We start from the raw sequence: 13,486 nt of genomic DNA, 5'->3' as shown, positions 1-13,486 counted from the left end.
ACACCCTTAAAAACGGGTGAGTTTCTAGATCTGCGTCGGAATAAAGAGCTGGTGATAACGTCCGAGTTTGCGGTAGAGTACCTCGGGATCGGTAGAAAAACAAGCGCGCAGCGGGTTGATGAACATCTTCTCGGTAAACGGAAGAATGTGAAGGAAATTCTCCCTATCACGCAGCGTTTGGATGGGATTTTCTTCCTGCTCTACGACCTGGATCGACTTGGAGAAAATGGCCGAGAGGTTGTTGAAATGCTCGATCACTTCCCCTTTTCGCCCCTCTTCCTCGTGAGTATAATCGATCAGTTCGAGATTGAATCCAAACTGCGACGAAACGTCGAAAATCGTGGTGGAGATATTCTCGATGTACCCCTCCTCGCTGAGGACGACGACGCTTTCGCGCACCGAGGAAAACGACCGTTCGGCGAGTTTGAGCACCGGGACGTTCCCCGCATAAAGTTTTTTACGGATCGATTTGCGTCCGAACGCACGGTGCGAAACGAGGAAGAGCCCGATATGATATTTTTTGATATCATCGAGGATCATCCCCTCCTCGTTGCCGGTCGCGTAACAGATTTCAACCGTCACGTTCCCTTCCGCCGACGCCTTGATCATCCGCAGCGTGTCGATATCGCCGGGATTGATCACTTTGACAATGAGGGGCTGGCGAAGTTTTTTCTGGATAAAAATGCTGCGGCGCACCAGCGCCATGATCGAACTTTTGTGTTCGCTTTTCATGTCGATGTAGAGGTACAGGCGGCTTCCGAACGGTGCGGGAAACTGTCCCAGTTCCCGCTTGATCGCGCGGTAAATCGAGCGCAGAACCCCGGGATCCCCGACGAGGACGAGGGTGTCGTTGGGCTGGATCATCCGGTTGTCGGCGGGAAGAATCAGCTGGCGGTTACGGTAGATGGCGGCGATTTTCCAGTTTTTCTGCTCGATCGAGCCGATGTGGCGGTAGACGAACGAACTTCCGAACGGGACGAGCACCTCCATGATCTCGCCGGACCCCAGACCGATATTTTTGGCCAGAACCGGGATATTGGGGAGGTAGTCGATCAGGTTGGCGGCGATGAGTTCCTGGGTATTGACCCATTCGATGTCGTCTTCGGGACTCTTTGCATGCCACAGGTCCAGGGCAATGATGCGCAGCGAAGGTTTGTAGGTGCGGATATTTTTGATCGTCTGTTCCAGATCGCTTTGCTCTTCCATCGCCAAAACAACCTGCCAGAAATCGTTATCGAGGAGTGCGTTGATCTTGTAGGCGCTGGTGGGATCGAAACGGAAAAATTTGAACCGTTCGGGATTGTACCCTTCGAACGTGTTCTCGTAGGTCTGAACGACGTAATAGACGTTTTCGCTGGTGTAGGCGCCCATGACCCGTTCGATGAAATGGCGCCCTATTGCCCCGTCGCTGACGATCAGAATTCTCTTCATCCGATGATTACCCTTTTACTTGGTGGCGTGATTGTACCATATTTGCCCTCTTCCCCGTTTCGGCGAGCATCTTCTCCTGTCCGATGCGATAGAGGGCGAAATCGTATCTGAGAGGGTCCTCGGGGTCGAAAAGGCGGAGATTTTCGGTCAGTTCGAGCGCCGCGCGCAAATCGCACGTTCCCCGTTCCAACAACCCGAGACTGCGGGAGACGTTGAACGTATGGGTATCAAGCGGCATGATCAGTTCCGAACGCTTCACCCCGTTCCACAGACCCATATCCAGTTCGTCGCGGCGCACCATCCAGCGCAGGTACATCATCCACCGTTTCATCGCCGAGGCTTTCGAGGGGGACGAAACCGGTTTGCCGATCAAAAATTCATACCCTTGCGAACGGTAGGGGTTAAGGTCATAGAGCTTCCCGATAAGCGTCGAAAGCCCTCCGATGACCCCCTCTTTTGCGTAGCCTTGCATGAATACCGCTTCCGCACCTCCGCAGACGCGAAGCCTCCCCAGCGTTACGAACCACTGCACGATGTCCTCGCTATTCTGAAAACGGTAATATTTCCCCCGAAGTTGTTCGCGCAGCCGTTCCTCCTCCATGCCGATGTACGACGGTTCGAGCGACGCGGTAAAAGCGACGATCGCTTTGGCGCTTCCGTACGCAAACAACGCACAGGTCAGTGCATGGTGTTCGTCGGGGAAACGCCGCGCGACCATCAGCGGGTCGGGGCGCGATTCGCACAGTTCATTTTCGCAGTTTCGCGCCGCCGCCTCGCCGTCGAGTAGCGCTTTGAGCTTTCTGCGCTCCATCGCGTCACGAACCGCCGAGCAAGTAGAGCTGCTTGCGCTCGCTCGATCCGGGAATGTCGAGCTGTTTGCGGTATTTGGCGATGGTGCGGCGCACCATCGTGATGTTGAATTTTTTCTGCACCATTTCGAGCAGTTTCATGTCGCTCAGGGGCTTTTTGGGGGATTCGCTTTTGACCAGTTCGCTGACGTATTCCTTGATCGCGGCGTTGGAAACGTCTTCGTCGATGGCGGTCGTAAAAAAATCTTTCATCGCATAGATTCCGCGGTCGCAGGCGATGTATTTGTTGGCGATGGCGCGCGAAATCGTCGAGGGGTTGTGGCCGAACTCGTCGGCGAGGGTTTTGAGGGTCAGCGGTTTGATCGATCCCCCCGTGAAAAAGTCGTACTGGTACTCTACAATCATCAGCCCCACCTTGTACAGCGTCGCCTTGCGCATCTCCAGCGCGTCCACGAGGCTTTTGGCCTCTTTGATCTTCTCCTTGACGAACGCGTGGTCGATCCCGTAAGCGTTGTCGATGGCGATAGAAGGGTAATAACGGTCATTGAGTTTTACCTCGATTCCCTCCTCCGGATCGGTGTAGATCATCAGATCGGGCACGATCTGCGCCGACTCTTCGAGATATTCGATGGCGGGAGGATTTTTGAAGCCGGTGATCACTTTCATCGCTTCGCCGAACCCTTTTTCCTTACGGTAACGGCTCAGTTCGTCGAGATGGACAATCATCTCCCTGGCCAGGGAATACGCCTCGTCGCTGATCTGGGAAGATTCCAGCTGAAACAAAAACGACTCCGAAACGCTGCGTGCCCCGATCCCGACCGGTTCGACGTGGACGAATCGGGCGCGGATTTTTTCGAACTGCTCGATCGTTATGGCGTGCTCGGCGCAAAACGCCTCCGCATCCCCTTCGTAATACCCTCCCTCATCGAGGTTTTCAATCACGTGACGGCCGATCAGCTGTGACAGGGGGGTTGGGAAAAGGGGGGCGTCGATCTGCTCTTCGAGCACCTCGTAGAGGCTTTTTTGCTGGACGGTCAGCGCCTCGATCGCCTGGGACTGGGAATTTTGAACGTAGCCGTACTGGATTTTTTTCGGAATGCGGGATTCGAAATTCTCTTCGAATCCCGATTTCACTTCGATGAGGGGATTGTTTTCGACAAACGGTGCCATCGCTTCGCCCAGGTCGCTGAGGCTGGAGTGGAGAATCGGCAGCCAGTTGCGAAGCGTGTTGGAGAGCTTGTTTTTGAGCTCGACGTTTGTTTTGACCCGTAACATGCGCGGTTAGAACTTGAACGATTCACCGAGATAGTGTTGGCGCACATCGCTGTTGTGGGCGATTTCGTCGCTCGTCCCCGATGCCAGCAGCGTCCCGTTTTTGATAACGTAGGCGCGGTCGCAGACCGCAAGGGTCTCACGGACGTTATGGTCGGTGATCAAAACCCCGATCCCGAATTCGACGAGCTGCGAAATAACGCTCTGGATATCCATTACCGCGATCGGATCGACCCCCGCGAACGGTTCGTCCAGGAGCAAAAAGCGGGGTTTGTTCACCAGTGCGCGGGCGATCTCGGCGCGTCGGCGCTCTCCTCCCGAAAGGTTGATGCCGCGGCGGTTGCGGATCGGCTCGATGTTAAACATCTCCAGAAGCTCCTCGATCCGCTTTTCCTGCGTCTGCGGATCGAGTTTTCCCGCCTGCGCGGCGATAATCAGGTTCTCTTCGACCGTGAGGTCTTTGAAAATCGAGGCCTCCTGCGGCAGATACCCGATCCCCATCTTGGAGCGCTGATGGAGCGGAAGATCCGAGACGTCGGCGCCGTCGATGAACACTTTCCCCTCCGTCGCTTCGACGAGGCCGCAAATCATGTAAAACGTCGTCGTTTTCCCCGCTCCGTTGGGTCCCAGCAGACCGACAACCTCCCCCGTTCGCAGCTCCATGCTGATCCCCCGGACGATTTCGTGTTTTTTGATCGTTTTGACCAGACGTTCGACTTTCAATTCATGCACGGTACACCTCATAACATCGCGACGTTTCGCCGCATTTGGTAATTTCGACGATCACGGTTTCCAAACCGCTCCGTTTGAGCCATCCGACCAGTGTATCGTCACCCCATTCGACGAGGTGATACCCCGGTTTTTCGAGCTCTTCCATCATCCCCAGGCTCAAAAACTTTTCAAACCCGTAGTTGTACAGATCGTAATGGTACAGTTTCTCTCCATAGATCTGCTGCAGCGAAAACGTCGGCGACGTCACCGACTCCTCTACGCAAAGATGCCGGGCAAACGCCTGCGTAAGGGTCGTTTTTCCGCTGGAGAGATCGCCGCGGAGAATCACGATTCCCCCGTGCGGAAGCTGCTGCGCGATGTGCGCGCACAACTGGGGAAGCCGGTCCAGAGAATATTCGCTCATAGTTTGGACGATACGTCGGCGATCTGGGCGAGTTTTGCGGCCGCCTTTCCGCTGAAAAGCCCGTCTCGGGCGATTTCAAGCCCCTCTTGCGCGTCGCGTGCCATCCCCTCGGCGATGAGGGCGTAAGCGGCGTTGATCAGCACCATGTCACGCTGCGCATCGGTCGCGCGGTTGTTGAGAATATCGGTCAGGATTTTCGCGTTGAGTGCCGCATCGCCGCCCAGAATCGCTTCGAAAGGGGCTTTTTTGATCCCCAGCGCTTCGGGATCGATCTCGAAATAATCGATTTTTCCGCCGTGCAGGTGTGCCGCGTAGGTGATATCGCTGATGCTCACCTCGTCCATCCGCTCCCGCGAGCTCACCACGATCGCCGATTTCATCCCCAGTTCGCGGGCCGCTTCGGCCATTTTGGGGACGAATACCTCATCGAAAACCCCCAGCAGGATTTTCGAAAGCCCCACGGGATTGGTCAGGGGGCCGAGGATGTTGAAAACCGTCTTTTCAGGGATCGAACGGCGGATCGGCATGATGAATTTCATCGCCGGATGGTGATACTGGGCGAAGAGAAAGGTGAAGCCGGTCTCTTCAAGCAGTGCGGCGCTTTGCTCCAGACTCAGGTCAAGCTTGATCCCCAGCGTCTCCAGAACGTCGGCACTTCCGGATTTGGAAGTGATGGAGCGGTTGCCGTGTTTGGCGACGAACGCCCCGCACGCGGCGAGGAGGATCGAAACGGTGGAGCTGACGTTGAAACTTCCGCTCTTGTCCCCTCCGGTTCCGACGACGTCGATCAGCTTCTCTTTGAGCTCGGCGGGAACGTCCAGGGCCAGGGCGTGGCGTTTCATCACCTCAGCAGCGGTCGCGATCATTGAGGGAGAGGTCGATTCGTTCAGCGTCAGCGAGAGGAGAAACTCCCTCATCTCCCCATCGCTCAGGCGGTGTTCGAAGAGCGCTTCGAAATCGCTTTTCATCGGGTTCATGAAAGTTCCTTCACGTAGAGGTTTTGGGCCGATTTGGGCGTCGATTTGACCGTCGGCAGGGCCAGTACTTCATAACGCATCTGGCGATCGAGGTAGACGAGCGTGATGATATCGCCGACGGCGACGTTTTTGGAGGGCTTGACGGCTTTGCCGTTGATGTAGACCACCCCCTCGGCGATCATGTCCTGCGCTACGGCGCGGCGTTTGGTCAGATTGACGGCATTTAAAAATTTGTCGATTCGCAAAAGAGTGATCCGTATGCTTGTATTTGAAGCGTTTATTGTAGGCGATTCAAACTAAAAGGGAGGTAAGAGCGCAAAAATTGTTCCACTTCCTCCCCCCGGGTTCGGACGCCTATCCGATGTGCGGAAGATACAGTTCGTCGATATGTTCGGCTCCCCCTTCGACGTTTTCGAACCATTCCAAAAACGCCGCCGCATTCTCGCCGCGAAAAAGAGACCCGTGCTGGGGAGCGATCGTATCGACGTCGTACCGTCTCACCTCGCGTACCCATGCGCGGCAAAAAACGTTCGATGCCATGTAGCGACGGTGAAAGCTCTCCAGGAACGGCCGATGGCTTTCGAAATCGTCCACCCGTTTGTTCAGGTTCTGCGGCGAGAGGATCGCTGCCCCGATGTCTCCCGAAAAAACGATTTTAGAACGGCTGTCGTAGAGCGAAAAATTTCCCGGACTGTGAAGAAAATGGGCGGGGATGAACTGGATAAACCCGTCCTTGAACGGTACCCGTCCCCCGTGGTCGGGGAGCGCGATGATCCGGGACGAATCGGTAAGGCCGTAATGACTCATGAAACGGCTCCACAATCCCGAAATGACCAGTTGCGCGCTCGTCGCGACGCTCCATTCCGCGATCGCCCCCGCGACGTCGGGGTCCTGATGGGAAAAGAAAATGTATTTGATTTTTCGCGGATCGATATGGCGCGCCACCGCATCGTAGAGTTCGGTGAAAATCGCCCCGCTACCCGGATCGATCAGGACCGCGCTCTCCCCCTGGATGATCAAAAACTGGTTGACCGAAAGGGAGTTTTCCTCCTGTTCTTCGTCTTCCAGGCTGAACATGACGCATTTGTGGGCGCCGTCTTCGAACAACAGTGTTTCTTTATTCATTTTGTCTCTCCTTGAATTCCCGAATTAACTGCATCTGGCGTTTGGCGATGTAATCGATCAGCTCTTTGTGATGGCGGCCGCGAAGTTCGTAGGTAAAAACCGCTTCGTACTGATGGTAGAGTTCGCCGATCCGGTAGACTTCGGCTTCGGTATTGATGATGATCGGCTTGAGGGGCGGCGCCCCCAGCACGAAATCGAGGATAACTTTCGATCCGGTCTGGAATCCGGCGGGAAGCGACGCCAGTATCAGGCGCATCGCTTTGATCGAAATATCGGCGATCTGAATCTCCGTTTCGAACTTTCTCCCCTGGAACAGCAACGTCGCTTTGGCCTCCGAATCGGGAGGAACACGGATGTACTGGCGCCGGGTCGGGCTCGTCATACTCATGCGGCATTCACCGAGCTTGACGGTCATCCGGTCGAAATTAAACCGGAGCAGATCGGTCGACACGATGAACATCGGAAAAATATCCGATACCAGTACGACCCGGCGTTCGAACTGCATCGCCTTGAGCTGCATGAACGTCGTTTTGATCCAGACGTAATGTTCGTCAAGTTCGTCGATGATCCCGTCGTTGGTGATGCTAAGCCCTTTGTAGAGATTGTGGACCTTGATTTTCGCGTTGTTCCGTTTGGCCATTTCGAACAGACCGTGCAAAATCCGTTTGTCTTTTTGAATCGATTCTTTTTCCACGGCGCCGGGGTCGAAGAGCCTGAGCAGGTTAAGTTCGCTCACGTCGTTGAGGGAAAGGATGTAATACTCTTCTTTATCGGGGATCGTCTGCATGTTGAGGACGAAATGGTGGCTGTTTCCCTCGGCATCGGCGATTTTGACGTTAAAGAGTTTGCCCGGATGGTTTTTGGCTTCTTTGAGCCAGTCGATCTTGTCGTGGTTGTACAAAAAACCGCTGTGTTCGAGCAACAGATCCCCGAAATTGAGGAAACGCTGGCCGAACTCCTCGACGCTGGCCGCACCGAAGAATTCCAGACAGGGCTGGTTGGCCATCACGACCGTTTCGCGGTGCAGCAGCAGGATCAGGTTGTGCTGGTAGTTGAAAATGTTTTGCAGGTAGTTATTGAAAAGGCGCTGATGCATCTGAAGACGCAGTTCACGCGCACACCGGACCAAAACGTCGACGAGGTTCTGAACCGTGATGGGTTTGACGACGTAATCGAAAGCCCCCAGCCGTATCGCTTCGTGCAGCAATGCTTTGTCGTCGTGCGCCGACGTAAAGATGATTTTCACCGACGGATCGATCGCGGTGATGTTTTTGGCCAGTTTGAGCCCTTCGAGAAGCGGCGTTTTGATATCGGCGACAACGATGGCGGGATGGTACTGTTCGTAGAGCTCCATCCCCTCCGTCGCATCGCACGTCGCGTACACGGTGTCGAAAATGTTTTTGAACAACGCACCGGCCTGCGCGTTGAGCGCGGGGTTCTCCTCGACGTAGAGCAGAGGGTAGTGGTGCAGCGCTTTGCGGAGTTTTTTCAATACGTCCGGATCTACCATCGCTCCCTCTTGCCCCTCGTCGATCTCATAAGAGGGTAGAATAGCAGATTTTCGCTTCTAACTCGCAAAACCGCTTTTGAACGTGTCCTTCGCGACGACGATCTGTTTTTGCTTCTCCTTGCGCGCCGTATCTTTTTCGACGAAGATCTTTTGGCGGCTCACGGGGTCCATCTCGGTGTAATACATCACCGCCGAATAGGTCCCCGGCGTCGGGGTGAACACCTGCGCCTGTTCGGGATTCATCTTGAGTTCCTGCGTCGTGAAGCGCTTGAGGTCGTGCATGTCTTTTTCGGTGCATCCCGGATGCGCGGCGATCAGGTAATAAGTGAGAAACTGGTTTTTCCCCTCTTCGCGGTTGAGACGGTCGTAGAGTTTTTTGAAATCCACAAGGGTCTGCTTGCCCGGCTTGTTCATCAGGTGCAGCACGTGGGGCGAGGTGTGTTCGGGGGCGACTTTCATCTGCCCGGAGATGTGGTGGCGCACCATCTCCTTGAGGTACTCGTATCCCTGCCGTTTGTCTTCGTTGATGAGATCGTAGCGGACCCCGGAGGCGACGAACGCCTTTTTGATCCCGCGCACTTCCCGCAAGCGCCGCAGGAGGTTGATGACGCGGGTGTGGTCGACTTTCATCTTCTTGCACAGGTGGGTGTCGTCGACGCAGCGCTGATGGTCACAGGTGCCGTGTTTGAGTTTCTTGCTGCACTCGTAGCCGTACATGTTGGCCGTCGGCCCCCCGACGTCGCTGATGATCCCTTTGAAATCCTTATATTCGGTGAACTGCTTCGCCTCAGAGAGGATCGACTCCTCACTGCGGGTGCGGATCGTTCTGCCCTGATGGACGCCGATGGCGCAGAAGTTGCATTCCCCCCAGCACCCCTGATGGGTCATGATTGAAAACTTGATCGTCTCAAGGCACTTTACCGCACCATTTGGGCGGTGATAGGGGTGGAGTTCGCGGGTGAAGGGCAATGCCGAAACGGCGTCCATCTCCCCCTCGTCGAGGTAATCGGCCGGAGGGTTCTGGATCGCGAAGCGCCCGTCGACCTCCTGGCACAGCCCTTTGGCGGAGATGGGGTCGTTGTTGTCGTAAAAGATGTCGAAAAGATCGATATAACGCTCTTTGTTATCCAGGCACTCCTGATGCGAGGGGAGGCTCAGATACCCCTCGCGCGGTTCCTTGGCGATGTAGCACAACCCCCGGATGTCATGGGGCGATTCGCCCCGCTCGAGCCGTTTGGGAAGCTCGATGATCGCCCCCTCCCCCATCCCGTAGATCAGGTAATCGGCCTTGGCGTCAAACAGCACCGGTTTGCGCAGTTTGTTGGACCAGTAATCATAATGGGTCACGCGGCGCAGGCTCGCTTCGATCCCCCCCAGCACGATGGGAGCAGTGTTTTTGAAATGTTTTCGGATCAGGTTGGTGTAGACCAGCGTCGCGCGGTCGGGGCGGGCGTTGTTCACGCCGCCGGGGGTGTAGTCGTCGCTTTTGCGGAATTTTTTGGTGGCGGTGTAGTTGGCCACCATCGAATCGACGCTCCCGCCGCTGACCCCCCAAAAAAGGCGCGGCTCTCCCAGCCGCATGATGTCATCGGTCGCAACGTCGGGCTGTCCGATGATCCCGACTTTGTACCCCTCCCGCTCCAGTATCCGTCCCACGACGGCGACGCCGATGAAGGGAGAGTCGATGTAGGCATCGCCAGAGACGAGGATCACGTCACAGCGTTCCCAGCCTCGTGCCTCCATTTCGGCACGGGTCGAGGGAAGGTATCGGAGGGTTTCGGGGGTTATTTTCATGATGCGATTGTACGGCGCGTACTCTTACAAAGAGGTTCAAGCTACGTTATAATCTTCAAATGGAAAACAATCTGAACCAAGAGATCGTCGAGCATCTCATGCATCCCCGCAACTACGGCCCGCTCGAAAACGCAAGCGGTGTGGGCGTCGGCCACAGTGAAAAAACGGGCGAGTTCGTCATCCTTTATCTCGACTGCGAAGAAGAAAGGATCCGAAATATCGGTTACGCGACCAACGGCTGCCACGACACGGTGGTGCTGGGATCGATGTTTACCGAAATGGTTAAAGGAGAAACCCTCTCCTACGCCGCTTCCGCCGCCGAAAAACTGCGTGAAAAGGTCGCTCTGGGGCCCGTAAAACAGCAGGCGTGCGCCCACATGGTCCTCACCGCGTTCGATGCGGCCAAGATCCATCGGCAACACAAACGTGAAGGCTCGGACGAAGAGCTACATGCGATCGAGATCGGGATGGAATGCGAGGTGGAATCGTGATCGACGCGGCGCTTTTCCGGCACAAACATCAGCTCTGGCTGCGATTGGCTTTTTTATCCTTCGCCGCATCCGAACCGCAGATCAAAAGCCGTCTTTACGAATTTTCCCAAATCGAATTCCGCCATCTCAAATGGCTCTCGCAGCACCTCTACGATGCCCGAATCCCTTACGATTACGGGCGCGACAAAACGTTCGGTATCGAGTTTCAAACCCTCTCCGAAGGGCTCTCCGGTGCCGTAGCCGCGATCGAAACCGCCAATGCCCTTTACGACGCTTCAGAACTGGGCGAGCGGATGCGCCGCGACGAGCGGTACATCCTCGGCGTTCTGGACGCCTACCGACCCCCTTGCATTGATACCGCCAGCGCTTTCGACCGCCGCCGCGTCTGGAGCGACGCTCCGCTTGACACGGCGCAAACCGACGCCCTGAGCCTCTTTTTATTCGAAGAACTTTACAAGGAATACGAACTCATTCTGATCTACCTGTATCGGCTCGTTCGGGCCACGAGTGCCACGCAAAGTTCTTCGTTCACCGATCTGATCGACGAATCCCATTTTCATCTGCGCTCGTTCGGCGAAATGATGGCCAAGATGGGGATTTTGGCACTCCCGCGCGAACTCCATCCCCGCACCTACGTCATCACGGACATGGAGAAATTTCTTCGCAACGGGATCGTCGAAGAAGAAAATGCCAAAGAGGAGTGCCGCCGCCTCTCCGAAACGATCACCGATGAAAAGCTCTCGGCGTTTTTCGAATTCATCAATTTCCAGGAAAGTTACCACATCGAGATCATGAAAAAACTGTTGGAGGAGAGATTATGGAACAATTGAATACGACCGGAATGGATCTGGTACTGATGGTCGCGATGATCGCGATCATGGGATTCGTCCTCACGCGCAAAAAAAAATAACCGGAAACTTTACAGATAAGTCCCGGCAAGCTCTTTGAGGCGGTCGTAAATCCGTTCAAAATCGGTCGAATAGACACGGGTGTGGGCGATGGAGGTGATGAAATTCGTATCCCTCTCCCAGCGCGGAACGAGGTGCAGATGAATGTGTTCGGCGATCCCCGCACCTCCGGCCTTCCCCAGATTCATCCCGATATTGACGCCGTGGGCGCCGAACCCCTCTTTGAGCATTCGAACCCCTTTTTGGGCCAATGCCGTGATGTGGAGCCATGCCTGCGGGTCGAGTGCTTCGAGTGCGTCGGTATGACGGTGCGGAATGATCATAAAATGCCCCGGAGTATAGGGATAGCGGTTCATGACCACAAAACAGTGTTCGTCGCGGTGCAATACGTGCAGCGGTTCGTCATCGTCGGGGTGCGTGCTGATATGGCAGAAAACACATCCATCGATCTTTTCGCCCGAAACGTACTCGGTCCGCCATGGCGCGTAGAGGATATTTTCCATTAGCTTCTCCAATCTGCCTCGAAGGAGGCAAGCTTTAGTGCCATAGCGGCCAGCGCAGATAACAGGGATTTTATCCCTTTATCGTTCTAAATAAAGTTCGGGGCGTCGTTGGCAAAAAGGATGATGTCTCCCGAACGCGTCACTTCCCCGAGGGTTTTGACCATCTGCGATTTGTCGGCCAGCATGATTTTCTGCGGTACCTGAAGTTCTTTATCAAACTGCGCGGCATTGAGCTGGCCGGTGATGATGGCGATATCGAACACGTCGTTGATCGCGCGGATCAGCTGCGCGTTCAACTCTGCGGTACTTTCGACCAGTCCCGGGGTGACGATCACTTTACGCCCCGGATGAAGCGAACAGAGCCGGATCCCCTCGAGCATCCCGTCGATGTTGCCGTTGTACCCGTCATCAAGGATGATTTTTCCCCCCGCGTCGATCCGCTCAAGACGGTGCTCGACGCTTTTGAGGCCGTTGACGGCCCGGACGATCTCCTCGCTGCTCATTCCCATTTCCTGCGCGATCAGGATCGCCGCGTTAATGTTGATCGTCTGGAATCCCCCCAGCACCGAAGTATGGAAACGGACCGTTTCGCCGCCGAGTTCCATCTCAAAACCGGTCCCCTCCAGCGTTGCGTCGAGGTTTTGGATGTCGTCCCCGAAAAACGTCACTTTGTCGTGCGGTTCGTCGGTAACCGACGTGTGGACGAACGCCCGTTTGAGACGGTCGGAGTGGATGATCTCAAGTTTGGTCCGCTTGATCCGATCAAGGGTTTTGAAATACTCCAGGTGCTGCGGTCCCACTTTTCCGACGACCACGATCTGGGGGTGGAGCAGCTGCGCGATGGCGTAGATGTCCCCCACTTCGCGCGCCCCCGCTTCGCATACGTATACCTGGGCATCCGACGGAAGCGACTCGTTGACGTCGCGGATAATCCCGCCGAGGGTGTTCACGCTGCGCGGCGTGGCGTAGACGTTGAACTTGGTTCCCAGTACCTGCGCAATGAAATTTTTCATCGATGTTTTCCCGTAACTTCCCGTCACACAGACGATGGTGAGATCCCGCATCGACGCGATTTTCTGCTTGGCCTGTTTTTTATAGGCGAGAAAAAGGAACTTTTCAACCCCTGTAGAGAGCAGGTACGCCGCCGCAAGAGGCATCAGGACGCTGTAGGTTTCACCCCACCCCTTGAGCGCGATCATCAGGTTCAAAAACAGCGTCAATGACCCCAGCAGGATCAAAAACCGCTTGACGCGCCAGGTCAGAACCAGTTTCTTGTCAAGTTTGCGGTGCCAGAGGATCAGTGCGGGGAGGACGATCAGGAAGAAAATCGCACTGAAATAGGCCGGTACCGTGTAATACAGCACAAACGGCACCAGAAAATAGACGACGTGCCACCAGCTCTTGTGGTGGCGGAAAATGACCCGCTCGATTTTGTAGTCGTACCACTGGAGATTGGTAATCAGATACCATCCCAGCGCCATAACGAAGAAAAAATTGGTGACGAAGTCCAGAAGGTGTAACGTATCCATTG

The 13,486-nt window shown here is 55.3% G+C and carries 14 protein-coding genes; 2 read left to right on the top strand and 12 right to left on the bottom strand.

All coding sequences use genetic code 11. The features are described 5' to 3' along the window. Nucleotides 1-24: 24 nt before the first annotated feature. From AB1763_07560 to AB1763_07515, 10 genes are all read right to left on the bottom strand, one after another. The gene (locus AB1763_07560) at nt 25-1,431 is read right to left on the bottom strand and encodes a TrkA C-terminal domain-containing protein (GenBank protein ID MEW5832675.1); all 1,407 of its coding nucleotides are present in this window, start codon (nt 1,429-1,431) and stop codon (nt 25-27) included. A gap of 7 nt (nt 1,432-1,438) precedes the next feature. Continuing rightward, the gene (locus AB1763_07555) at nt 1,439-2,242 is read right to left on the bottom strand and encodes a TIGR02757 family protein (GenBank protein MEW5832674.1); all 804 of its coding nucleotides are present in this window, start codon (nt 2,240-2,242) and stop codon (nt 1,439-1,441) included. A gap of 4 nt (nt 2,243-2,246) precedes the next feature. Continuing rightward, entirely contained in the window at nt 2,247-3,515 is a 1,269-nt protein-coding gene (locus tag AB1763_07550; protein ID MEW5832673.1) for an RNA polymerase factor sigma-54, read from the bottom strand. 6 nt (nt 3,516-3,521) lie between these two features. Further along, entirely contained in the window at nt 3,522-4,244 is a 723-nt protein-coding gene (gene lptB, locus AB1763_07545) for an LPS export ABC transporter ATP-binding protein (GenBank protein MEW5832672.1), read from the bottom strand. After that, nucleotides 4,237-4,647, bottom strand: coding sequence for a tRNA (adenosine(37)-N6)-threonylcarbamoyltransferase complex ATPase subunit type 1 TsaE (gene tsaE, locus AB1763_07540; protein MEW5832671.1), 411 nt, complete (start codon nt 4,645-4,647; stop codon nt 4,237-4,239). The genes lptB and tsaE overlap by 8 nt, the downstream gene beginning before the upstream one ends. Beyond that, complete coding sequence (trpD, locus tag AB1763_07535) at nt 4,644-5,624, bottom strand: anthranilate phosphoribosyltransferase (GenBank protein ID MEW5832670.1); 981 nt, start codon at nt 5,622-5,624, stop codon at nt 4,644-4,646. The genes tsaE and trpD overlap by 4 nt, the downstream gene beginning before the upstream one ends. Continuing rightward, nucleotides 5,621-5,869 carry an RNA-binding S4 domain-containing protein gene (locus AB1763_07530; protein MEW5832669.1) on the bottom strand — a complete coding sequence of 83 codons (249 nt, stop codon included), beginning with the start codon at nt 5,867-5,869 and terminating at the stop codon, nt 5,621-5,623. Before AB1763_07530 ends, trpD begins: the two co-directional genes overlap by 4 nt. Before the next feature lie 109 nt (nt 5,870-5,978). After that, nucleotides 5,979-6,749 carry an MBL fold metallo-hydrolase gene (locus AB1763_07525; GenBank protein MEW5832668.1) on the bottom strand — a complete coding sequence of 257 codons (771 nt, stop codon included), beginning with the start codon at nt 6,747-6,749 and terminating at the stop codon, nt 5,979-5,981. Continuing rightward, on the bottom strand, nt 6,742-8,259 hold the full coding sequence (locus tag AB1763_07520; GenBank protein ID MEW5832667.1) for a response regulator: 1,518 nt from the start codon (nt 8,257-8,259) through the stop codon (nt 6,742-6,744). The genes AB1763_07525 and AB1763_07520 overlap by 8 nt, the downstream gene beginning before the upstream one ends. A gap of 57 nt (nt 8,260-8,316) precedes the next feature. Further along, entirely contained in the window at nt 8,317-10,053 is a 1,737-nt protein-coding gene (locus tag AB1763_07515; protein MEW5832666.1) for a YgiQ family radical SAM protein, read from the bottom strand. Nucleotides 10,054-10,112: 59 nt separating this feature from the next. Between AB1763_07515 and AB1763_07510 the strand changes: the two genes are divergently transcribed. Both AB1763_07510 and AB1763_07505 read left to right on the top strand, forming a co-directional pair. Next, on the top strand, nt 10,113-10,544 hold the full coding sequence (locus tag AB1763_07510) for an iron-sulfur cluster assembly scaffold protein (GenBank protein MEW5832665.1): 432 nt from the start codon (nt 10,113-10,115) through the stop codon (nt 10,542-10,544). Next, entirely contained in the window at nt 10,541-11,374 is an 834-nt protein-coding gene (locus AB1763_07505) for an iron-binding protein (protein MEW5832664.1), read from the top strand. Before AB1763_07510 ends, AB1763_07505 begins: the two co-directional genes overlap by 4 nt. A gap of 89 nt (nt 11,375-11,463) precedes the next feature. Here AB1763_07505 and AB1763_07500 read toward each other — a convergent pair whose 3' ends face one another. Both AB1763_07500 and AB1763_07495 read right to left on the bottom strand, forming a co-directional pair. Next, complete coding sequence (locus AB1763_07500; protein MEW5832663.1) at nt 11,464-11,955, bottom strand: HIT domain-containing protein; 492 nt, start codon at nt 11,953-11,955, stop codon at nt 11,464-11,466. A gap of 86 nt (nt 11,956-12,041) precedes the next feature. Beyond that, nucleotides 12,042-13,484, bottom strand: coding sequence for a Mur ligase family protein (locus tag AB1763_07495; GenBank protein MEW5832662.1), 1,443 nt, complete (start codon nt 13,482-13,484; stop codon nt 12,042-12,044). Nucleotides 13,485-13,486: the final 2 nt, after the last annotated feature.

The organism is Campylobacterota bacterium (assembly GCA_040752835.1).
GTDB lineage: Bacteria > Campylobacterota > Campylobacteria > Campylobacterales > Sulfurimonadaceae > Sulfuricurvum.
This window is presented reverse-complemented; position numbering and strand designations above follow the sequence as displayed.